The organism is Streptomyces sp. N50 (assembly GCF_033335955.1).
GTDB lineage: Bacteria > Actinomycetota > Actinomycetes > Streptomycetales > Streptomycetaceae > Streptomyces.
Map to the genome: position 1 here is coordinate 3816077 of NZ_CP137549.1, position 21570 is coordinate 3837646.

The window sequence follows — 21570 nt, forward strand, 5'->3', positions numbered from 1 at the left end:
CGCTCCGTCAGATAAACCGCCAGACCCCGGGAGGGATCGGATGTCGCTGCTCGCGGGCAAGACCGTCGTCGTCTCGGGGGTCGGGGCCGGCCTCGGCCACCAGGTCGCCGCGGCCGTCGTACGGGACGGAGGCAACGCCGTGCTCGGCGCGCGCACGGAGGCGAATCTCGCCAAGTCGGCCGCCGAGATCGATCCGGACGGCGCGCACACGGCGTACCGGGCGACGGACATCACGGACGAGGGGCAGTGCGAGGCGCTCGTGGCGGTGGCGCGGGAGCGGTTCGGGCGCATCGACGCGGTGGTCCAAGTGGCGGCGTGGGACAGCTACTTCGGCGGGGTCGAGGACGCGGACTTCGCGACCTGGCAGTCGGTGATCGACGTGAACCTGCTGGGCACGCTGAAGATGACGCGGGCCTGTCTGCCGGCACTGAAGGAGGCGGGCGGCGGCTCGGTCGTCCTCATCGGCACGCAGTCCGCCGTAGCGGCTCCCTCGCAGGTGCGGCAGGCGGCGTACGCGGCGTCGAAGGGGGCGCTGACGAGCGCGATGTACTCGCTGGCAAGGGAGTTGGGGCCGTACCGGATCCGGGTGAACACCGTGCTGCCGGGATGGATGTGGGGGCCGCCGGTGGAGGCGTACGTGCAGTTCACCGCGCACACGGAGAAGGTGCCGGAGGCGGAGGTGCTGAAGCGGTTGTCCGACCGGATGGCGCTGCCCGAACTGGCGACGGACGGGGACGTGGCGGACGCGGCGGTGTTCCTGGCGTCGGAACGGGCGCGGGCGATCACGGGACAGTCGTTGCTGGTCAACGCCGGTGAGCTGATGCGATGAGTTCACATAGCTGAACGCGGAACATCAATCCGAACGATTTTACTCCCCCTTGACCGCACGCTTACTTGTCGTGCTCACGCGCGACCGCCCACGATGAGCCCCGGGCTGAACCGGCTCAATCGTGGGAGGGCGCATATGAACGGGCTCGACTGGGCCGTGCTCATCGGCTATTTCGGCGTGATGGTGGCGATCGGCGTGTGGTCGCACAAGCGCGTCGACAACGTGAGCGACTTCTTCACGGCCGGCGGGAAGATGCCGTGGTGGCTGTCCGGCATCTCGCACCACATGTCGGGCTACAGCGCGGTGATGTTCACCGGCTACGCGGGCATCGCCTACACCTACGGCGTCACGTCCTTCATCACGTGGTCGTTCCCGATCGCGCTGGGCATCGCCATCGGCTCCAAGCTGTTCGCGCCGCGCATCAACCGGCTGCGCTCACGGCTCCATGTGGCGTCCCCGCTCGAGTACTTGAAGAACCGCTACAACCTCAAGACCCAACAGGCGCTCGCCTGGTCCGGGATGCTGCTGAAGATCGTGGACGTGGCGGCCAAGTGGGCGGCGATCGCGACCCTGTTGTCGGTGTTCACAGGTGTGTCCCTGAACCAGGGCATCCTCATCACCGGCGCGATCACGGCGGTCTACTGCACGATCGGCGGCCTCTGGGCGGACGCGCTGACCGAACTCGGCCAGTTCATCATCCAGTTGCTGGCCGGCGTCTCCATGTTCGTGGCCGTCGTCCTGAAGTTGCACGACAAGGGCATCGGCTTCCTCGGCGCCTGGGACGAACCGGCCCTCCAGGGCCACGGCAAACCGCTGGTCGGCCCCTACGGCACGGTCTTCCTCCTCGCGTTCCTCTTCATCAAGCTCTTCGAGTACAACGGCGGCATGCTCAACCAGGCCCAGCGCTACATGGCCACCAAGAGCCCCTACGAGGCGGAGCGTTCGGCCCGGCTGTCGGCGGCGCTGTGGCTGATCTGGCCGACGGTCCTCTTCTTCCCCATGTGGATGTCCCCGCTCCTGGTCCACGCGCAGAAGCCGGACGGCTCCGACTCCTACGGCCTGATGACCGAACAGCTGCTCCCACACGGCCTGTTGGGCCTGGTCGTCGTCGGCTTCTTCTCCCACACGATGGCGATGTGCTCGTCCGACGCCAACGCGATCGCGGCCGTCTTCACCCGGGACGTGGCACCGGTCGTATCGGCCAAGGCCCGTGCGTGGGACGACCGTTCGGGCCTCATCGCAGCCCGCGTGACGACGGTCGTCTTCCTCGGCCTGTCGATGTCGGTGGCGACACAGATCAACTCGCCCACCTTCAAGGACATCATCACGGTCGTCATCAAGTGGGTCGCCGGCCTGATGGGCCCGATCGCGATCCCGATGATGCTGGGTCTGCTCCGCCCGTTCCGCAAGTCCGGTCCCACGGCGGCGCTGACGAGCTGGGCGGCGGGCCTGTTCGCCTTCTGGCTGGTCAACTACCCGATCAACTGGGAGGTCGACGGCGGGGTCCCGCTCCAGTACCAGGTGTCGATCCCGCTCGCGGTCTCCCTGGTCCTCTACATCCTCATCGGCTACGTGAAGCCCGAGGACACCCCGGAACGGGACGCGCTGATCGAGAAGATCAACGGCGGCGGGGACGACGACGGGGAGGCGGCGGCGGTGGCGGTACCGGCGCAGGCGGGGACGCAGACGGGTGCGGGCGACGACGTGGTGGGCAGCCAGTCGTAGCTACGCAACTACGGCTACGCGCCTCTGGGATATCTGGCGATCCACCCGGGGGCGGACCCGGCGGGCCCGTGCAACGCGGGCCCCTGGGTCATCTCCACCGCGAAGTCATCGGCGAGCACAAGCAAGGTGGGACGGCCCTCCAGCTCGGCCAGCCAGGCCGGCGGGAGGGCCGTCTCGCCGTGCAACGCCCCCAGCAGCCCACCGGTGAGCGCCCCCGCGGTCCCGGAAGGCCCGCCGTGATTCACGGCCAGACACAGCCCATGCCGTACGTCCTCGCCGACGAGCGCGCAGTAGACAGCCCCCGCGAGCACCCCGTCCGCGTTCCCCTCCCCCACGAGTTCCTCGACCCGCGCGGAGGTGGGCATGCCTTGTCGTACGGCGCCGAGGGCGCGCTGGAGTGCGACGGAGACGGGCTGATGCCCGGGCCGGGCGGCCAGCAGACCGAGCGCCCGCTGCACGGCGGCGTCGAGACTCTCACCGCGGGCGAGCCCGTGCACGATGACGGCGTAGGCGCCGGCGGAGAGATGCCCGACGGGATGCCCATGGGTCTGAGCGGCACACTCCACCGCGAGCTGCATCACCAGCTGGGGCTCCCACCCCACGAGCAACCCAAAAGGCGCGGACCGAGCGGCGGCCTCCCCGCCCACCTCACGAGGATTCTTGGGCGCGTCGAGCGTCCCCATCCGCTCATCGCCAAATCCCAGCAAACAAGCCCGAGTTGGATCGCGCCGAGCGTAGAGCCACTCTTCCCGAGCAAGCCACCCGTCATCCTTACGACGCTCATCGGGCCCCCAATCATGCTGGGTCGCGGCCCACCGCAAATAGGCCCGATGCAGATCGGTGGGCGGATGCCAGGCCCCGGTATCGCGCCGCACCTGCGCCCGGATCAACCCGTCCACGGTGAAGAGACTGAGCTGAGTGAGATGAGTGACGGCCCCCCGCCGCCCGTACCCGAAGGCGAGATCTACGACGCCCTCCGCACCGTAGGCCTCCCGGATCTCGTCACCCGCCAACAGGTCCACGGGCGCGCCGAGCGCGTCCCCCACGGCGGCCCCGAGCAGTGTCCCCCGCACCCGACTACGAAAATCCTGCTGCTCGACCCGACCCCAGACGGCCGCGGTTGCCGTACTCACCAAGGCCTCCTCGGGCTCCGTCCATACGTACGAGTCAGTTCAGCACTGTAATCGAACGGGGACGGTGGGTTGAGGGGGTGGATCGGTATACCCGGAGTCGAACCTCCCGGCGCCGGAGACGTGACCGTTGGGCCACTCGCTTCTCAGCCAGTGTCGGGCTTCCGCGGCCCGAGTAAAGGGCGCTCCCTGCGGTCGCGTCGGCAAGCCGATTCCGCTGCGCTCCACCCTTGACACGGCCCGCTCCAGCCCGTTTGAGAAGCGAGCGAGCGGCCCGGAGGGATGGGGGGCCAGGTACCTATCCCCCTGCCTGAACTGTGTTGCCGGCCGGTGTGGAGGGGACGCGTTCGCGTCTCGCCAGCACGCCGGGCCGGCTTAGCGGCCAACCCCCGGTGGGCGGGGCGCGCCGGCGTCTCGCCTGCACGCCGCCTCGGCTCAGCGGCTGTCTGCCGGTGGGGTGCGAGGTCACGAGCGTGCGCGCTGCCGTCACGCCAGCACGCCACCCCGGCTCAGCGGCCAACCCTGAGTGGGTGAGTGGGTGGGCGGGTGAGCGGGCGAGTGGATGGGTGGATGGGTGGATGGGTGGATGGGTGAGTGGGCGGGTGAGTGGATGGGTGGGCGGGTGAGTGGGCGGGCGGGTGAGTGGGCGAGTGGATGGGTGAGTGGGCGGGTGAGTGGATGGGTGGGCGGGTGAGTGGGTGGGCGGGTGAGTGGGCGAGTGGATGGGTGAGTGGGTGGTTGGGTGGGCGGTTGGGGTGGTTGCGGGAAGCCGGGGGTAAATCTAACCATCATCGTGGGCTTTGACTGGTTAGAAATGACCCCGGCCTCCAGAGGGTTGGAGGCGGGGGGTGGGGAGGGGTGGGTCGGGGAAGTGCGAACACTTCCGCTCCGCCCGCCACCCTTCCGCAGGCCGGGAGCCATTACCCGGGGCTGCCGTCCAGTGTTGACCGGGAAGCCCCCACCGGCCGGTGGCCGCCGAGCCGGCCCGGCGTGCGGGCGAGACGCCGGTGCGCCACCTCGGCCTCCGACCCGGTCCTCTCTCTGGAGGCCGGGGTTATTTCTAACCGGTCAAAGCGCGCCACAGGGGTTAGTTTCACCTACAGCCTCCAGCACCCACCCACCCATCCCCATCCCACCCCCGCCCCCCACTCACCGTTGGCCGCTGAGCCGGCCCGGCGTGCAGGCGAGACGCGAACGCGCTCCGCTGTACCGGCCGGCCACGCAGTACAGGCACGGGCAGGCATGCCTGGCCACCCATGCCTCGGGGCCGCCCGCTCGCTTCTGAAACGGGATTGCGGGAGACGAGTCAAGGGTGGAGCGCAGCGGAATCGGCACAGCCGACGCGACCGCAGGGAGCGCCCTTTACTCGGCTCCCGCAATCCCGACACTGACAAGAAGCGGGCGGCCCAACGGTCACAACACAACTCCGGCCCACAGCAACACCCTCACCTTCGCGGGAGCATCCCGGTAATTCACCTAGCCCGGGTGTGCACGCCGAGTCGTCGGCACACGGTCATCCGCCACTCCGCGGCCCAGGCGTACGACGGCTTGAGTTCCAGAGCGCGGTCCAGGTCGACGAGCGCCTCCTCGTCGCGGCCCAGATTGGCCAGGCTCGCGCCCCGGCTGGCGTACGCCGACGCGTAGTCGGGGTCGAGGGCGAGCGCACGGTCGTAGTCGGCGAGTGCCTCCTCGTCGCGGCCGGCCGTACGAAGTGCGTCACCGCGTTCGCAGAGGCCCCAGGCCCAGTCGGGTTGAAGCGGGAGCGCGCGGTCGAGGTCGGCCAGTTGGCGTTCGTGGTCGCCGAGCGCCCGCCACACCCGTGCCCGGCGGGCAAGTGCCCAGGCGTAGTCGGGCTTGAGTTCCAGCGCACGGTTCAAGTCCGAGAGAGCCATGTCGAGTTCGCCGAGGAAGAAGCGGGTGGCGCCTCGGGACGCCCAGGCGAAGTCGCTGGTCGGATCGAGGCGGATGCCCTCGTCCAAGTCCCTCATCGCTTCGGCATGGTGGCGTGCGATGCGATGGTGTTCACCGCGCAGAATGACGTTGTACGCGTTGTCCGGCTCCAGGGCCACGACCCGGTCAAGGTCACGGAGTGCGGCATCGTAGTCACCCATTCCACCTCGGGTCACCGCCTTCGCCCGGTGGGCTCGCACGAGGTCCGGGTCGAGCGCGAGGGCACGGTCGTAGTCGTCCAGGGCCTGCTCGTAGTCACCGGCCCGGCCGAGGGCGTCGCCCCGGTGCGCCCACGCCTCCGCCCGCCACCGTTCGTCACCGCGCGCGCGGCTCAGCAGCAACTGGAGCAGACCGGCCACACCGCCGTCCGCGAACGCCTCCGTCAGAGCGCGCCCGTACGTCCGCACGGCCTCCACGTCCGCGTCCTCGCCCACGTCGGCCACGAGCCGCACCCACCGGCGCACCACGTCGTCGCCGTAGGAGCAGGCGGAGACGATGTCGGCGGACGCCGTCGCGGGCGCGGTCCGAGGCGACGCGCACATGGAGTGGTAGGACTCGGCCAGCCGCAGTTCGCGCCACTCCTCGTCCGACCGGAACTCGTGGGGCTCCCTGGTCTGTTCGGACTCTTCGCGCCAGCTGGCGAAGACCTCGGCGAGCCGTGCGTGCCGCTCGGTCCAGCCGCGTGGGGAACGGCGACGCTGCAGGCGAAGCATCGGCTCGCGCACCAGGTGGTGATAGCGGACACGGTCGCCCCGGTCATCCACGAAAGGCAGCCCGCGCAGCCACGCGAACAGCGCCTCCGCCTCATCGTCCGGGCATTCGACAGCGGCCCGGAACACGTCCATGTCCAAGCTCCGGGGCAACGCGCACGCGAGCGCCACCGCCCGGCGCACCGGGTCGTGTTCCCATCTCAGGAAGCGTTCGACCGCCGTGGCACTGGGGTCGCCCACGTCGTCCGGATCGGCGGGACGCTGTTCGGCCAGCGTCGACACCAGCACCGGCAGTCCGCCCGTGAGCCGCAGCACCTCCTCGACCACGGGCTCGGCCACCACCCCCTTGCCCGCGAGCAGTCCCCGGGTCTCCGCCTCCGTGAACGGGCCGAGCGGCACATCGGCCACGAAGTCCGTGAAACCGCCCCAGCGAGCGGTGTCGAAGGAGTGCTGGCCGGCGGTCACCATGACGACCGTCGCCGGCAGGGAACCGTACAGGTCGCTCGTCATCACCTCGCGCAGCCAGCCGTCGAGAAACGGCCCCGTCCGCTCGTACGTATCGAAGAACAGGACGATCCAGGGCACCCGGGACGCCAAGTCGGCGAGTTCGCCGAGCAGGACCGGCGTGAGGACGCGCTCCGGTGCCAGAACCAGTTGCACGTCCTCCTGATTGCGGAAGCGCGCGCTGAGCCCCGCCCTCAACCGGTCCGCCCCCTGGGCGAGTTGGGCGGCGTCGAGCGCACCCGCGAAAGCGCCGACCCCCGGCACCATGCCGAGTCCGGCCAATCCGGCCCGCGCCGCCACCATGCTGCCCGCCGACGGCTCCTCCGGCGCCGGTTCGGGCATGGCCACGAGAGCCGCCTCCGCCTCGTGCCGCCGCTCGCGATGCGCGGCGAGCAGTCGCTCCAGCTCCTTGAACCTGTGTCCCTGCGCGGCGAACTGACGGCTGATCCCCGCCATCGCCTCCGGCACGCTCCCGACGCTCTCGTCGACGTACGCCGTCACCGCGCCCGTCTCCCGCGCGACGTGTTCCAACTCCCGCACCAGGAACGTCTTCCCGACCCCCGCGTTGCCGTGCACGTGGAAGAGGAACCGGTGCCGCTCGTCCTCAGGCGCGATCCCGAAGTTGGCCCGGAACGCGGCCCGTTCAACACCCCGCCCCACGAAACCGGCCCGCCTGCGCTGCCGGATCAGCTCCTGCATCGACGGCCGCGCCTGCGCCACCCGTACGCCCCCTCTTCAGCCCACCCGCACAGGGAAGGAACCTGTCATGAGCGCCCCTACCCCACGCACCGCGGCGACACTCGCCGCCACCCTCCTCACCGCCACCGTCGCCCTCTACATCGCCCTCGTCGCCTTCGGGAACATCACCGACTTCGGGACCAACCAGCAGTTCGTGCGGCATGTGCTGGCCATGGACACGACGTTCAAGGACGACGATCTGATGTGGCGGGCGGTCAGCAGCAAAGGGCTGCAGGACGCCGTCTACGTCGTGATCATCGTGTGGGAGACCCTTGCCGCGCTCGTGCTCATGTACGGGACCTGGCTGTGGGTCCGGCACGACCACCAGCGGGCGCGGCGGTTCTCCACGTACGGGCTGCTCATGCTCATGGTGTTGTTCGGGGCCGGGTTCATCGCCGTCGGGGGCGAGTGGTTCTCGATGTGGCAGTCGAAGGACTGGAACGGGCTGGAGGCCGCGACCCGGGTGTTCCTGCTGAGCGGGGTCGTCCTGCTCGTCGTGCAGCTCACGGAGGGCCGGACGGCGACTACTTGACCACGATCACCTTCGTGCTCGTCGTCCCGAACGTCCACAGCGCCGCCCCGTCCGCCTTGCCCATGCGGACGCCGCCCGTCTCCTTGCCCGCCGCCGGCGGGGGCGAGGAGCCGTCCACCGCGTTGGAGAAGGCGATGTTGAGGCCGGACTTGGTGGCGAAGTAGACGATGTTCTCGATCTGGACGCCGTCGGAACCCGTCGTGGCGTCCTTGCGGACCGACACCGTGTACGTGCCCGGGTCCGGGCTCACCGTGCCCGGCCAGACCGCGAACGTACGGCCCGCCTTGTCGCTCGCGTCGACCAGCCAGACCCGTTTCTGGCCGACGGCGTAGACGATGCGCCGCCCGGTACCGGAGGAGGCCGGTACCGCGGCGGCCGTCGCGTGGGGCTTCGGGGACGTGGACGCGTGCGCGGACGCCGAGGCGCTCGGGCGGGCGGCGGACGCCTTCGGGTGCGGGCCCTTGTCGGCCTGGACGGCCAGGACCGTGACCGCGGCGATCGCTCCCACCGTCAGACCGGTCACCCAGACCTTGGAGGCAGGCACGGGCACGCATCTCCTCAGCTACTCACAGCCCCCGCATCCCGATCGAACAGGGGTCGGATCATCGTACCGGCCCCCGTCCAACCGGCCGCCCCTCCGTCCACGCCCTCCCGCTCAGTCGAGCACCGGCAGCAGCTCCGGCAGATGCCCGTCCGACACCGCCGCCGCCCGCTGCCGCTCCTCCGGCACCTCGCCGTACACCGTCGTCCGCGGCCGCGCCGGCCGGCCCGCCAGTTCCGCTACGGCGACCAGGTCCCGCACCGACTTGTACGAGCCGTACGACGAACCCGCCATCCGCGAGATCGTCTCCTCCATCAGCGTGCCGCCGAGGTCGTTCGCCCCGGAGCGCAGCATCTCCGCCGCGCCCTCCGAGCCCAGCTTCACCCAGCTCGTCTGGATGTTGGGGATCCAAGGGTGGAGGAGCAGCCTCGCCATGGCCACCACCGCCCTGTTGTCCCTCATCGTCGGGCCCGGGCGAGCGATCCCCGCCAAGTACACCGGCGCGTTGGTGTGGATGAACGGCAGGGTCACGAACTCCGTGAAACCGCCCGTGCGTTGCTGGATCCCGGCCAGGGTGCGGAGGTGGCCCAGCCAGTGGCGCGGCTGGTCGACATGGCCGTACATCATCGTCGACGAAGAACGGATGCCCAACTCGTGGGCCGTCGTGACCACTTCGATCCACGTCGCCGTAGGCAGCTTGCCCTTCGTCAGGACCCACCGCACCTCGTCGTCCAGGATCTCCGCCGCCGTGCCGGGGATCGTGTCGAGGCCCGCCTCCTTCGCCGCCGTCAGCCACTCGCGGATGGAGAGGCCCGTGCGCGTCGCGCCGTTCACCACCTCCATGGGGGAGAACGCGTGGACGTGCATCCCGGGAACCCGCTCCTTCACCGCCTTCGCGATGTCGAAGTACGCCGTGCCGGGCAGGTCGGGGTGGATACCGCCCTGCATGCAGACCTCGACTGCCCCTACTTCCCAGGCCTGTTGGGCCCGGTCCGCCACCTGGTCCAGGGAGAGCGTGTACGCGTCCGCGTCCGTACGGCGCTGCGCGAACGCGCAGAAACGGCAGCCGGTGTAGCAGACGTTGGTGAAGTTGATGTTCCGCGTGACGATGTACGTCACCTCGTCGCCGACCACCGACTTCCGCACGTCGTCCGCGATCCGCGTCAGCGCGTCCAGCGCCGGACCGTCCGCGTGCAGCAGCGCCAGCGCCTCCGCGTCGGTGAGGCGGGTGGGGTCGTCGGCCGCCGTCGCCAGTGCCTGCCGTACGTCCGTGTCGATGCGCTCGGGGACCATGCCGGGTGCCGCCGCCTCGCGCAGGGCACCCCAGTCGCCGTAGACCTCGTCGAAGTCGTCACGGCGGTCGGACGTACGGCCCTGCGTGTCGATGGTGGTGTGGAGGTCCGTGCGGCCGGATGACACGAAGGCCTCCTCCGGCTCCTGCCACGCGTGGCCCTCGACCTTCGCGTCCTCGCGCGCCAGGCCCGTCTCCGGGTCCGCCAGTGCCCGTACGTGCGGCAACAGGCGCGGGTCCAGCCAGGGTTCGCCGCGGCCCACGAACTCCGGGTACACACACAGCCGTTCACGCAACTCGAAGCCCGCCTCCGCCGACTGCTCGCGGAGCAACTCGATCTGGGGCCAAGGGCGTTCGGGGTTCACGTGGTCGATCGTCAGGGGCGAGACCCCGCCCCAGTCGTCGATGCCCGCGCCGATCAGGCGCTTGTACTCCGAGTCGACAAGGTTGGGCGGGGCCTGGACGCAGGCCGACGGGCCCATGATGTGGCGGGCCACCGCGACCGTCGCGACCAGCTCGTCCAGTTCCGCGTCCGGCATCCCGCGCATCGCCGTGTCCGGCTTGGCGCGGAAGTTCTGGATGATGAGTTCCTGGATGCCGTGGTACGACCTCGACACCTTCCGCAGCGCGAACAGGGAGTCCGCGCGCTCCTCGTACGTCTCGCCGATGCCGATCAGGATGCCGGACGTGAAGGGGACCGAGGACCGGCCCGCGTCCTCCAGCACCCGCAGGCGTACGGCGGGCTCCTTGTCCGGGGAGCCGTAGTGCGGGCCGCCCGGCTCCGACCAGAGCCGCTCAGCTGTCGTTTCGAGCATCATGCCCATGCTCGGCGCGACCGGCTTCAGGCGCTGGAAGTCCGTCCAGGTCATCACCCCGGGGTTGAGGTGCGGGAGCAGGCCCGTCTCCTCCAGGATGCGGATCGAGATGGCGCGGACGTACGCGATCGTGTCGTCGTAGCCGTGCGCGTCGAGCCACTCGCGCGCCTCCGGCCAGCGGTCCTCGGGCTTGTCGCCGAGGGTGATCAGGGCTTCCTTGCAACCGAGTTCGGCGCCCTTGCGCGCGATGTCGAGGACCTCGTCCGGGGACATGAACATCCCGTGGCCGGCGCGGCGGAGCTTGCCGGGGACCGTGACGAACGTGCAGTAGTGGCACTTGTCGCGGCACAGGCGGGTGAGGGGGATGAAGACGCTCTTCGAGTACGTGATCACGCCGGGGCGGCCGGCCGTCTCCAGGCCCGCGTCGCGCACGCGGGCGGCGGACGCGGTGAGGTCGTCGAGGGCCTCGCCGCGCGCCTGGAGCAGCACGGCCGCTTCCGTCACGTCGAGGGCCACGCCGTCACGGGCGCGTTTGAGGGCGCGACGCATGGAGTTCTCGGTCGGGCCGGTTCCGGAGCTCGCGGGAGTCGTCATCCTTCGAGCATACGATCGGTCTGATCAGGCCAAAGAGGGACGGCCGATTCGTTCCGGCCGGGCAGGTCGTTACACGGTGTCACTGGCACGGGGAGCACCCCACCCTCCCCCTACCGCCTCCAGCCCTCGTCCGTGCCGACTCCGGTTTCCCGACACCCGGCGATTCCCTGTCCTTGCACGGGAGTTCACAGCCGACTATCAGAGTCGTACGGGTCACCTCCGCCCACCTCCGCGCCATCCCTGTCACTCACGACACCCCGGGAGCAGCAGCATGTGCGACGACGATCACGGAAACGGCACCACCAGACGCGCGCTGATCGTGACGGGCGCCGCCGCCGCGCTTACGTTGGGAAGCGTGACTTTCGCGAGCGGTGCGACGACCCCGCCGAGCGGCGCCCAGGAGACGCGGACGGTACGGGGCACCCTCCCGACCGGCTCACCCGACTACGTGTACGTGCCGGTCGAGGTCCCCGCCGGGGTCCGTGAGCTGAAGGTGGCGTACACGTACGACAAGCCCTCCGTCCCGGCCGGCACCCAGGGCAACGCCCTCGACATCGGCATCTTCGACCAGCACGGCACGGACCTGGGCGGCAGGGGCTTCCGGGGCTGGTCGGGCGGGGCCCGCACGGAGTTCTTCATCCGCGCGGACGACGCGACGCCCGGCTACCTCCCGGGCCCGGTGCGCGCCGGCACCTGGCACGTCGCGCTCGGCCCGTACACCGTCTCCCCGCAGGGCCTGTCGTACGAGCTCACGATCACGCTCACCTACGGCGAACCGGGCACCGCCCCGCGGCCGGTGTACCCGCCGGAGCGGGCGAAGGGGCGCGGGCGGGCCTGGTACCGGGGTGACTGCCACCTGCACTCCTGGTACTCGGACGGACGCCGCACCCCGGCCGAGATCGCGGCGCTGGCGCGGGCGGCGGGCCTGGACTTCATCAACTCGTCGGACCACAACACCCAGTCCTCGCACCCGCATTGGGCCTCCGAGGCGGGCGACGACCTGCTGATCATGCTCGGCGAGGAAGTCACGACCCGCAACGGCCACGTCGTCGCCCTCGGCACCGAGCCCGACACCTTCATCGACTGGCGCTACCGGGCCCGGGACAACCGCTTCGGGAAGTACGCCCGCGAGATCCGCCGCGCCGGCGGCCTGGTCGTCCCCGCCCACCCGCACGCCGCCTGCATCGGCTGCGCCTGGAAGTTCGGCTTCGGCGAGGCGGACGCCGTCGAGGTGTGGAACGGCCCCTACACCCCGGACGACGAGATCGCCCTGGCCTCCTGGGACGCGACGCTGGTGGCCTCCGTACGGGAGAACCGCGCGTGGCTCCCGGCGATGGGCAACAGCGACGCCCACCGCGACCCCGACGCGGTCGGCCTGCCGCAAACCGTCGTCCTGGCCGACGACTTGACGAGGGAGGCGATCCAGGACGGCCTCCGCGCGGGCCGCTCCTACGTCGCCGAGTCCAAGAACCTCTCCCTCACCTTCACCGCGTCCGGCGGCCGGGCCCAACACGCGGGAATCGGCGAGCGGTTGAGGGTCGACGCGGACACCCCGGTCACGCTACGGCTGGAAGTCACCGGCGCCCCGCGCTGCACCGTCCGCCTCGTGACCGACCAGGGGGTCCTGTTCACCGGCGATCCGCTGCCGGTGGGCGGGGCGGGGGCGGTCGAGTGGAGTACGACGGCTGCCTACGCGGCGTACGTACGGGCCGAGTTGAGGCACGAGACGGCGGCGGGGGCGGTACCGGGGGCGCTGGCGGCGTTCACGAACCCGATCTTCCTGGGCAACCCCGCACACTGAACTAGGCGGAAGGCACGGTCAGTTCGTCGCTCAGGTCCACGACGACGGCCGCGTGGTCGGTCGGCCACACCCCGCCGACCGGCCCGTCCCCGGCCCGCCGTACGCCCCGCACATGGCCGAGCCCGCCCTTCCCGGTCGGTTCCACGAAGACGTAGTCGATGCGGACGCTCGGCCCGAACGTCCCCGCGACGTACGGATTCCTGAGATCCCAGGTGGCCGAGGGCGCCCCGGGTTCGGCGAAGTCCCAGGCGTCCATGAGGACTTGACCGGGTACGGCGGGCGCGGTCCGGTACCCGCCGAAGAGCCGGACCTCGTCCGAGTCGGGCCACGCGTTGAAGTCCCCGGTGACAACAGGCGGAAACGGCCCCTCTCCACGGTGCTCGGCGACGAACTCCGCGAGTGCGGTGACCTGTTGGCACCGTACGGCCGAGGCCTCGGTGGCGGAGGAGAGATGGACGGTGAAGAACGGGACGCGGTGGCCCGGCGCGTCCAGCCCCGCGTAGAGCGCGAGCCGGCCGCCGTCACCGTCGCCCGGCGGCAGAGGCAGCACGGCCCGCTCGGCGACGGGCCAGCGGCTGAGGACGGCGTTGCCGATCCCGACGGTCGTATCGCCGAGCCGCCGCTGCCAGAACCCGGGGTCGTGGGAGGCTCCCCAGGTCCAGTGCATCCCGAGTTCCGAGGCGAGCCACGCGGCGAGGTTCACACCCTCGGCGTCCCACACCTCCTGCAGCCCGACGACATCGGGATCGAGCTCCCGCAACACGGCCAGGATCGCCTTCTGCCGGGCCTCCCAGGGCCCGTACCGCCACCACAGGTTCCATGTCACCACGCGCACGGGATCATTGAAGTCCACGCCCCGTCCGAGCAACAGGAGATCCGAGAAAGATGCCGACACCGAACCCCGCGGCCAAGTACCGCACCATCAGCCGCATCCAACGCGTCCTGAACTCGGTCACCCGCCACCTCCCCACCCAGACCGTCCTGGAGACCACGGGCCGCGTCTCCGGCCGGCCCCGCCGCACCCCGCTCGGCGGCCGCCGCGTCGGCGACACGTTCTGGCTGGTCTCGGAGTTCGGCGAGCTCTCCCACTACGTCCGCAACATCAAGGCGAACCCGAAGGTACGGGTCCGCATCATGGGCCGCTGGCACACCGGCACGGCCCACCTCCTCCCCGACGACGACCCCCAGGCCCGCCTGCGCACCCTCCCCCGCTTCAACAGCGCGGCGGTGAAGGCGATGGGGTCGAGTCTGCTGACCGTGCGGGTGGATCTGGACAAGTGACAGGTGACAGTGGGCGGGGGACGCGGCCCGGCGGGCGGGGGCTCAGCAAGCGGGGGCTCGGCGTCAGCCCGACCACACGATCGCCTGCACCTCGCTGTACGCATGCAGCGCGTACGACCCGACGTCCCGCCCGACCCCGCTCTTCTTGAACCCCCCGAACGGCGCCTCCATGTTGCGCCCCACGGTGTTCACGCCCACCCCGCCGGCCCGCAGCGACCGAGCCACCCGGAACGCCCGGGCCACATCCCCCGACCACACATAGTCGATGAGGCCGTAGTCGCTGTCGTTGGCGAGGGCGATCCCCTCCTCCTCGGAGTCGAAGGGGACGACCACGACGACCGGCCCGAAGATCTCCTCGCGGACGACCCGCATCTCGGCACCGCAGTCGGCGAGGACGGTCGGCGTGACGAGGAACCCCGGCCCGTCGGAGGGCCGTTCACCACCCGCCACGACCACCGCGCCCTCCTTCCGGCCCAGTTCGACGTACGACTCGACGCGCTCCCGGTGTGCGGCGGAGATCACCGGCCCGACGACCGTGTCCGGCAAGCGCGGATCCCCGACCTTCAACCGGCCCGCATAGGCGGCCAGTTGCTCGACCAACCGGTCGTACACCCCGCGCTGCGCCAGCACCCGGGTAGGCGCCGTACAGATCTGCCCGCTGTAGAAGGAGAACGTCGTCCCGATCCCGGACACGGCGGAGGCGAGATCCGCGTCGTCGAAGACGACCGCCGCCCCCTTCCCGCCCAGCTCCATCAACTGCCGCTTCATCCCCCGCCCGCACACCTCGGCGATCCGCTGCCCGACAGCCGTGGAACCGGTGAAGCTGACCATGTCGACGTCACCGGACTCGACCGCGGCCTCCCCCACCTCCACCGACTGCCCGTTGACGACGTTCACGACCCCGCGCGGCACCCCGGCCGCCTCCAGCGCCTCCGCCATCCGGTACACGGACAACGGGTCCTGCGGCGCCGGTTTCACCACCACCGTGTTGCCCATGGCCAGGGCAGGGGCGATCTTCCCGGCGGGGTTGGCCCAGGGGTTGTTGTACGACGTGACGCAGGCGACGACACCCACCGGCTGCCGCACGGCGATCGCGCCCATGACAGCCGCCCGCCCGAACGGCCCCGCCTCGTTGACCTGCGGCGCGATCGCCCACTCGGCCGGCTCCACGGTCGCGTACCGCCGGAACCGGGCCACGGCGACGCCCACTTGCATGCCCCGCGCGGTCCCCGTCGTGGCACCGGTCTCGGCCTGGGCGAGTTCGGCGTACGGCACGAGCCCGCCGCGGATGATGTCCGCCGCGCGCCCGAGAATCGCCGCGCGCTCCTCGGCCGGCGTACGCGACCAGGGCCCGAACGCCTCCCGGGCCGCGGCGGCAGCGGCGAACACCTGCCCCCGCGAGGCCTCCGGCGCCCACCCCACGGTCCCCTCGGTGGCCGGATCGACCACGGCGTAGTACCCGCCGTCAGGCTCGACCCACTCTCCCCCGACGAACAACGGCTGCTCGCCCGCGACTTGAGAACCGGCTCGGGAGCTCACTTCGTGCTCACCGTCCTGGTGTCCCGCCCCGACCGCAGCACCCGCCCCGGCACGTTCCCGCTCACCACGTCGTCCCGGATGGCCTCAACTCCGTTGACCCACACGGCCGTTATGCCGATCGCCTTGGAGTCCAGGCGCGGACTGTCGCCCGGCAGGTCGTGCACCAGGGTGGCCTTGCCGGCGTCGATCCGTTCCGGGTCGAAGAGCACCAGATCCGCATGCCACCCCTCCCGCACCTGCCCCCGCTCCCGCAGCCCGAACAACCGGGCCGGATCATCGGTGAGCATCTTCACGGCCTGCTCAAGGCCCACCAGCTTCCGCCCCCGCACACAGTCCCCGATGAACCGCGTCGTGTACGGCGCCCCGCACATCCGGTCCAGATGCGCCCCGGCATCGGACCCCCCGAGCAACACGTCCTCGTGCTGCCAGGTCTCGGCCCGCAACGCCCAGGAGGCGGGGTCGTTGTCGGAAGGCATGGGCCAAAGGACCGTCCGCAACTCGTCAGCCGCACAGATCTCGACGAGACACTCAAAGGGCTCCTGCCCACGCTCGGCCGCGATGTCCTTCACGACCCGCCCGGTCAGCCCCTCATTGGCCGCGCTGTACGTGTCCCCGATCACATACCGCCCAAAGTCGGCGAGCCGCCGAAAGACGCCCGCCTCCTTGCTGTTGGCGCTCCGCAGCATCTCGGCCCGTACGTCCGGCTCCCGCAGCTTGGCGATCCGCTCCGGCACGGGCAGGCTCAGGATCGGCCCCCACCCGGGTATCAGGTTCAGCGCGCAGAAGGTGCCCAGCGACATGTTCATCGGCGTGAGGATCGGCATGGTCAGCGCGACGACCCGCCCCCCGGCCTTCCGGGCCCGCTCACTCGCGAACAGCTGCCGGGGCACGCGCTCGGGCACGGCGGCGTCGATGGTCAACACGTTCCAGTTCAACGGCCGCCCGGCCACCGCGCTCATCTCGACGAAGAGATCGATCTCCGCGTCACTGAACTGATCGAGACACCCGGCGACGATCGCCTCGATCTGCGTCCCCTCGTGCTCCCCGACTGCCCTGGACAGCGCGATGAGTTCGGCGGGCAACGCATGCCGCGAGGCAACCGGCTTCCCGTCCCCGTCCGAGTGGGTGGAGGACTGGGTGGTGGAGAACCCCCACGCCCCCGCGTCCATCGCCTCGTGCAACAGCCGCACGATCTCGCCGAGTTGCTCCTCACTCGGCTGCCCACCCACGGCATCCGCCCCCATCACATACCGCCGCAACGCACAATGCCCCACCATGAAGCCCGCGTTGACAGCGATCCGCCCTTCAAGAGCGTCCAGATACTCCCCGAACCCACGCCAACTCCAGGGCGCCCCCTCCTCCAACGCGACCAGCGACATCCCCTCGACCTTGGACATCATCCGCCGCGTGTAGTCGGCGTCCTCCGGCATCAGCGGCGCGAGCGTGAACCCACAGTTCCCGGCGGCGACGGTCGTGACTCCGTGGTTGAGGGAGGGCGTGGCATACGGGTCCCAGAAGAGCTGAGCGTCGTAGTGGGTATGGGGGTCGACAAACCCCGGCGCGAGCACGAGACCGGCAGCGTCCTCACTGCTACGGGACTCCTCAGCCACCGTCCCGACGACGGCAATCCGCCCGTCCCGTATACCGACATCGGCGACAAACCCAGGCGCCCCCGTCCCATCAACGACGGTGACACCTTTGATGACGTGATCAAGCATGGGGCGCCTCCTCAACTCCGCTTGCTTTTAGGGGCGTTGTTTTTCGGGGCGCGGGGCTGTGTCGATGTGCGGCTGCCGCCGCGTGGGCGCGACCAGCCACAACGCACCCGCACCCCGCAACGAGACCTCAAGCCGCCTGACGGAACCGCGTAGTCCGGTGAACAGGATCCGTGTCGATCTTCGGAACCACGTGCTCCCCGATCAACCGAATCGTCTGCAACGTCTCCTCCTTGGGCACCCCCACCGGCAACCCGAAGCTCAACTGATCCGCCCCCGCCTGCTCCCACCGCTTGCACTGAGTGAGCACCTCGTCCGGATCCCCACAGATCAACAGCTCCTCCTCCACGAGGAGTTCGACGAACTCCGGCGTGTACTCGGGCAGCGTCTCCGGCCACACAGGGAACCCCTCAGGCCGGGGAAACGTGTCGTGGTACCGGAACACCAGCGAGGGAAGATAGTGCAGCCCCCCACTCGTCGCGATCCGGATCGCCTCGTCATGGGTCGGCGCACAGATCGCCGTCGTCGTCACCATCACGTTGTCGTTGACGAACGCCCCCACCGGCTCGGCGTTCACGATCGCCGTCTTGTACTGCTCCAGCACCCACTCCATGTCGGACACCTTCTGGATGCTGAACCCCAGCACCCCCAGCCCCTTACGGGCGGCCATGGCGTACGACGGCGGCGACCCGGCGGCGTACCACATCGCGGGATGCGCCTTCCCGTACGGCTTGGGCAGGATCTTCCGCGGCGGCAACTGCCAGTGCTTGCCCTGGAAGCCGACGTACTCGTCCTGGAGCCACATCTTGGGGAACTCGGCGATGGTCTCTTCCCAGATCTCCTTGGTGTAGTTCATGTCGGTCACCCCCGGGATGAACCCGAGGATCTCGTGCGACCCGGCCCCGCGCCCGCTCCCGAACTCGAAGCGGTTACCGGTGAGATGGTCGAGCATGGCGACCTTCTCGGCGACCTTCACCGGGTGGTTGACCTGGGCGAGGGGGTTGAAGATCCCCGATCCCAGGTGAATACGCTCCGTCGCGTGGGCGAGGTAGCCGAGGTAGACGTCGTTGGCCGAGAGGTGCGAGTACTCCTCCAGGAAGTGGTGCTCGGACGCCCAGGCGTACTTGAACCCGGACTTGTCCGCCTGGATGACGTACTCGGTCTCCTCCATCAGCGCCTTGTGCTCGGCCAGCGGGTCCGTCTCGGCGCGCTTGCCCACGTATCCCTGTACAAAGAGCCCGAATTCCAAGGAGGTTCACCGTCCAAAGTCCAGATGGTTCCTGCGAGTCCTGCGAGTGCTACGACTTTCTGACGTAGCGTCAGATTCGTCAATAGATGACGCCCCGTCAGATGACCGAGACCCCGGCCAGCCAGCCTCCGTCGATCACGAACGGCTGCCCGGTGATGTACGACGAGTCGTCGGAGGTCAGGAAGAGCGCCAGGCGGGCGACCTCCGCCGGCTTCCCGATCCGGCCCAGCGGCACGAGCTTGCGGTACAGCTCGTCGAGGGCACTGGACATCGCCTCGACGTCGGCGTTCGGGTCGAGCTGGGCCGGGTTGGACATCGCCGTGTCGATGGCACCCGGGCACATCGCGTTGACCCGGATGCGCCGGTCCGCCAACTCCAGCGCGGCGACCCTGGTGAGGCCGAGGATCGCGTGCTTGGTGGCCGCATACGTCCCGACCGCCGCCATCCCCGTGACCGCCGTGTACGAGGCCGTGTTGACGATCGTGCCGCCGTCCTCCATCGCCGCCGCCACGGTCTTGATCCCCAGGAAGCAGCCCACCTGGTTGACCCGCACGACCTGCATGAACTCCTCGAGCGGCGTGTCCACAAGGGAGTTGAACCGCAGGATCCCCGCGTTGTTGACCAGCCCGTCGATCCGCCCGTACGCCTCCTTGGCGGCCCGCACGGCGGCACCCCACTCCGCCTCCTCGCCGACGTCGAGATGGACGTAGGACGCGGACGCGCCCAACTCCTTTGCCAGCGCCTCCCCTTGCTCGTCCAGCACATCCGCCACGACGACCTTCGCACCCTCGGCCGCGAACAGCCGCGCCTCCTGCTCCCCCTGCCCGCGTGCCGCCCCGGTGACGATGACGACACGCCCGTCCAGCTTGCCCATGCGGGCCTCCTCGGGATCGGTGGATGCAGGGCATCGTAGCGCCGTAGCTGACGGAGCGTCAGATATAGCGCGACACCTTGCACAAGCACACTTGAAGTGACCGCGGAGTAGGGATATTTGACCCTGGCCATACCTCGGCTTGGCTCCAACAATTCCTGTCATGGCAAAGAGGAGATTGCGCAACAGGAAAGTCAGGTATGTGGCGATCGGCGCGGCACTCGCCACCGGCGGGGCGGTCGTCGCCCTGCTGCCGTCGGCGAACGCGGCCGAGGCAAAGACGCCGGACCAGATCATGACCATGTGCGAGAGGTCCGCGGTGGTCAATGGCGAGAAGCGGTCCGTGGAGGATTTCGGCGGCGCCTTCGCGGACGGCTTCCAGGCCGACAACTGCGATTTCGTCGAGACGAACTTCGAGACCTTCGACGGGCCCACCGAAAAGGCGTCCATCGACTTCCCCAACTGCGAGCCGAACGCCACCGATCCGGCCAAGGTCTCCATCACCTGGTCGTCGACCGCGGCCCAGGGCCAGGGCAAGTACGTCTCCACCCAACAGGGCGCCGCAGGCGGCCTCTTCGGATTCCTGAGCGGGGGCTGGGCCAAGCACAAGGGCACCCTGGACATGACCGTGAAGTCGGCGACGGCCGGCGACACGGAAGCGCGGGACGTGCCGGTCGGCAAGGTGCTCCACATGGAGTTCACGCCCAAATTGCAGCGCATGACCGGTGAATGGCGGGTGCGTATCGACGCCGATCCCGGCAGCTTCGCCGTGAACCCCTCCCCCGAACAGAACTTCGTGGCCCCGGACGTCGTCGAGGGCCCCGTCATCCTGCCCGGCGCCGCAGGTGCTCCCGGTGTCGTGGACGGCACGTCCAAGGCGGTCCTGGAGGACTGCTGAGCGACCGGCAGTACAGCAGGAAACCGCAGCTCAACTCCCTTTCACCCCACAGGAGATACCCATGTCCCGGACCGGCCGCACCAGAAGCCACCGGAGCAAGAAGAAGCGCGTCACCCTCGCCCTCGCGCCCGTCGCCGCGCTCGCCGTGATCATCCCCCTGATGAACCAGGCGAACGCCGCCACCCCCTCCGAAGTGAGCGCCGACTGCTCCGCGGACTCCGACAAACTGGCCGACTGCCAGTTCGTGGACGTGCAGTTCAAGGCGAACAGTCTCGGGCCCAACGAACGCGTCTCCCCGGTGTCCGACAACTGCGGTTCCACGAGCACCGCGTCGAAGACCTTCAACGTGAGCACCTCGGTGACGAGAACCCTTCAGCTGGAGGAGGGAACCGTCACCGAGGCCGGGACGAAACTCGGCAACTCGCTCTTCGAAGTCGGCCTGGAATTCAGCACGTCGACCATCAACATCACGCGCGACGACAAGACGACCACCCTCGCATTCAGCCGCACGGACACCGTGCAGCCGGACAGCACCGCCTTCTACATGTGGTCCGCCAAGCGCACCGATGTGAGCGGCTTCCTGAAAGCCACCTACAAAGAGGCCCAGGACGGCCAGACGGTGTTCTTCTCACCGAGCGAGGGCGCCGCGACCGTGCACGTCTTCTATCCGCAGATCCTGAACAACGGAACGCCCGACGGGCGCCTTTGGCTGCGGAATGTGAAATGCGACACCACCGCCGCGGACGCCGTCCCGAACTCCACGAAGGCCCTTCAGTCCGACGAGGCCGGATTCGGTCAGGGCGGCACCGGTGTCACCGACGTGGAAATACCACTCTCGGAGATCCCGGCACCCTGAT

At 69.7% G+C, this 21570-nt stretch carries 16 protein-coding genes; 7 read left to right on the forward strand and 9 right to left on the reverse strand.

All coding sequences use genetic code 11. The features are described 5' to 3' along the window. Window positions 1–40 precede the first annotated feature (40 nt). Together R2B38_RS16640 and R2B38_RS16645 are read left to right on the forward strand one after the other, a co-directional pair. Window positions 41–829 (forward strand): SDR family oxidoreductase, encoded by a 789-nt coding sequence (locus tag R2B38_RS16640; protein WP_318016932.1) that lies wholly within the window; start codon window positions 41–43, stop codon window positions 827–829. A gap of 135 nt (window positions 830–964) precedes the next feature. Continuing rightward, entirely contained in the window at window positions 965–2554 is a 1590-nt protein-coding gene (locus tag R2B38_RS16645) for a sodium:solute symporter family protein (RefSeq protein WP_033286487.1), read from the forward strand. A gap of 14 nt (window positions 2555–2568) precedes the next feature. Here the strand turns inward: R2B38_RS16645 and R2B38_RS16650 are convergent, their stop codons facing one another. Then, window positions 2569–3690 carry an ADP-ribosylglycohydrolase family protein gene (locus R2B38_RS16650; protein ID WP_318016933.1) on the reverse strand — a complete coding sequence of 374 codons (1122 nt, stop codon included), beginning with the start codon at window positions 3688–3690 and terminating at the stop codon, window positions 2569–2571. Between the two features lie 1466 nt (window positions 3691–5156). Then, window positions 5157–7547, reverse strand: a complete 2391-nt coding sequence (locus R2B38_RS16655) for a tetratricopeptide repeat protein (protein ID WP_411978571.1) — start codon at window positions 7545–7547, stop codon at window positions 5157–5159. A gap of 67 nt (window positions 7548–7614) precedes the next feature. Here R2B38_RS16655 and R2B38_RS16660 point away from each other — a divergent pair, with 67 nt between their 5' ends. Continuing rightward, a complete protein-coding gene (locus R2B38_RS16660) occupies window positions 7615–8118 on the forward strand; it encodes a DUF2165 domain-containing protein (protein ID WP_318016935.1) in 504 nt (167 codons plus the stop codon). On the opposite strand, the gene R2B38_RS16665 is transcribed toward R2B38_RS16660, so the two are convergent. Then, window positions 8111–8662, reverse strand: a complete 552-nt coding sequence (locus R2B38_RS16665; RefSeq protein WP_318016936.1) for a hypothetical protein — start codon at window positions 8660–8662, stop codon at window positions 8111–8113. The genes R2B38_RS16660 and R2B38_RS16665 overlap by 8 nt on opposite strands. Before the next feature lie 111 nt (window positions 8663–8773). Next, the gene (locus R2B38_RS16670; protein WP_318016937.1) at window positions 8774–11359 is read right to left on the reverse strand and encodes a bifunctional FO biosynthesis protein CofGH; all 2586 of its coding nucleotides are present in this window, start codon (window positions 11357–11359) and stop codon (window positions 8774–8776) included. A 271-nt stretch (window positions 11360–11630) separates the two neighbouring features. Between R2B38_RS16670 and R2B38_RS16675 the strand changes: the two genes are divergently transcribed. Beyond that, on the forward strand, window positions 11631–13160 hold the full coding sequence (locus R2B38_RS16675) for a CehA/McbA family metallohydrolase (protein WP_318016938.1): 1530 nt from the start codon (window positions 11631–11633) through the stop codon (window positions 13158–13160). Window position 13161: 1 nt separating this feature from the next. On the opposite strand, the gene R2B38_RS16680 is transcribed toward R2B38_RS16675, so the two are convergent. Continuing rightward, window positions 13162–13995, reverse strand: a complete 834-nt coding sequence (locus R2B38_RS16680) for an endonuclease/exonuclease/phosphatase family protein (protein ID WP_318016939.1) — start codon at window positions 13993–13995, stop codon at window positions 13162–13164. 50 nt (window positions 13996–14045) lie between these two features. Between R2B38_RS16680 and R2B38_RS16685 the strand changes: the two genes are divergently transcribed. Continuing rightward, on the forward strand, window positions 14046–14441 hold the full coding sequence (locus R2B38_RS16685; protein ID WP_318016940.1) for a nitroreductase/quinone reductase family protein: 396 nt from the start codon (window positions 14046–14048) through the stop codon (window positions 14439–14441). Between the two features lie 63 nt (window positions 14442–14504). Here the strand turns inward: R2B38_RS16685 and R2B38_RS16690 are convergent, their stop codons facing one another. The 4 genes from R2B38_RS16690 to R2B38_RS16705 form a co-directional block, all read right to left on the reverse strand. Next, entirely contained in the window at window positions 14505–15980 is a 1476-nt protein-coding gene (locus tag R2B38_RS16690) for an aldehyde dehydrogenase family protein (protein WP_318016941.1), read from the reverse strand. Further along, entirely contained in the window at window positions 15977–17698 is a 1722-nt protein-coding gene (locus tag R2B38_RS16695; protein WP_318016942.1) for a D-aminoacylase, read from the reverse strand. The genes R2B38_RS16690 and R2B38_RS16695 overlap by 4 nt, the downstream gene beginning before the upstream one ends. Window positions 17699–17825: 127 nt before the next feature. Beyond that, window positions 17826–18944: an LLM class flavin-dependent oxidoreductase gene (locus tag R2B38_RS16700; protein WP_411978462.1), complete on the reverse strand. Its 1119-nt coding sequence runs from the start codon at window positions 18942–18944 to the stop codon at window positions 17826–17828. Between the two features lie 97 nt (window positions 18945–19041). Beyond that, entirely contained in the window at window positions 19042–19818 is a 777-nt protein-coding gene (locus R2B38_RS16705; RefSeq protein WP_318016944.1) for a glucose 1-dehydrogenase, read from the reverse strand. 160 nt (window positions 19819–19978) lie between these two features. Between R2B38_RS16705 and R2B38_RS16710 the strand changes: the two genes are divergently transcribed. Continuing rightward, entirely contained in the window at window positions 19979–20713 is a 735-nt protein-coding gene (locus tag R2B38_RS16710; RefSeq protein ID WP_318016945.1) for a hypothetical protein, read from the forward strand. A gap of 61 nt (window positions 20714–20774) precedes the next feature. Further along, the gene (locus R2B38_RS16715; protein WP_318016946.1) at window positions 20775–21569 is read left to right on the forward strand and encodes a hypothetical protein; all 795 of its coding nucleotides are present in this window, start codon (window positions 20775–20777) and stop codon (window positions 21567–21569) included. The last annotated feature ends 1 nt before the right edge of the window (window position 21570 follow it).